The organism is Methylobacter svalbardensis (genome assembly GCF_037671525.1).
Lineage (GTDB): Bacteria > Pseudomonadota > Gammaproteobacteria > Methylococcales > Methylomonadaceae > Methylobacter_A > Methylobacter_A svalbardensis.
Genome location: NZ_JAWPOH010000179.1, coordinates 1 through 1,162 on the forward strand (window position 1 = coordinate 1; position 1,162 = coordinate 1,162).

The 1,162-nt window shown below is 42.2% G+C and carries 2 protein-coding genes and 1 pseudogene; 2 read left to right on the forward strand and 1 reads right to left on the reverse strand.

Annotated elements, in window-relative coordinates:
* Positions 1-125: pseudogene (locus RW114_RS20710) on the forward strand (IS1595 family transposase); the annotation flags it as partial.
* Here the strand turns inward: RW114_RS20710 and RW114_RS20715 are convergent.
* The gene (locus RW114_RS20715; RefSeq protein ID WP_340124618.1) at positions 82-618 is read right to left on the reverse strand and encodes a hypothetical protein; all 537 of its coding nucleotides are present in this window, start codon (positions 616-618) and stop codon (positions 82-84) included. The pseudogene RW114_RS20710 and the gene RW114_RS20715 sit on opposite strands and share 44 nt — an antisense overlap.
* Before the next feature lie 262 nt (positions 619-880).
* Between RW114_RS20715 and RW114_RS20720 the strand changes: the two genes are divergently transcribed.
* Complete coding sequence (locus tag RW114_RS20720; RefSeq protein WP_340124619.1) at positions 881-1,081, forward strand: hypothetical protein; 201 nt, start codon at positions 881-883, stop codon at positions 1,079-1,081.
* Positions 1,082-1,162 lie beyond the last annotated feature (81 nt).

Below are 1,162 nucleotides of genomic sequence, written 5' to 3' on the forward strand. Positions count from 1 at the left end.
TAGCTACCAAATACTTGCCAAACTACCTGGGCTGGCGACGGGCTTTTGAACAACACTGCCAACTCACGCCGGAAACCCTACTCAATGCTGCTCTGGGGAATTTTCAATATTTAACGATGACATAGCCTTCATATAAGGTGCAATATCAAGGAAGTTCTCACCGACCCACCATAATGCGACTGATGCGCCAAAAGGATCGCGGGTCTTGACTAATAACACGCCCATGCAAATTGACGGCATTAACAACTGCCCAAGCGTTCCTCCCAACGAGGTAATAAATGATCCGAACGGTCGGAAAACAATATGCCCCGCCTCATGAAAAGGCAGGTTGACCAGATGCAAAAAAGAATTTCCGGCAGCATTACTCTCTATAGATCCACTCATCAGTTGCAAACTCCAAATAACAAGACCCATAAAAATAAGTAGCCTGCCTACAAAATAGGTCATCGTGTTTTGCTGGGTATCGTGAAACAGAAATTTTATTAGCGGCTTGGCTTCAACTTCTTCATCTAACGTCACAATAGGCGATTGAACATCCTGGCTATCCGTCTGTTCAAGATGATATTTATGGTATTTTTCAAATACGATACCGCAATGAGGGCAAATTTCACTTTGCACATGCAGCTCTTGTCGACACTTTGGACAGATCATAAGCGGTTTATCAAGGAAGAAACAGACACAAATTCCAAGCGATTGATTGCCAAATTCATCCGTGGACAGAAAAACATCTTTTGAAGTTGGCTTAATTTCTGCTTATACATAGACATAGTTGATTTTTCACTTAAATAAAGGCGATAAATGCCAAAATTATGGCAATTTATTACCGAAGGTGTGGCATTTTTTTGCCGCTTCGTAAGCTTAAACTTCAAAGGTGATTATTATGAGTAGCATTTCAGGATTAGGTTCAGTAGCACAAGCGTGGCTTACTCAAGGCACAAGCGGCGTCAAACCACCAAAAAATAGTGATAGCGATGGTGATAATGATAGTTCATCTGTATCGGGTATAGGTGGTCGCCACCATGGCGGAGGCGGTGGTTGCATATTCTGGCCCAACCTGAACACTCATTCTGATTCAATCTGAACACCTATTCTGATTTAACTTGAACACTGATTCTGGTTTCAAGCTGAACACTTTTCTGGATTTTCCAGAATCGGTGTTCAA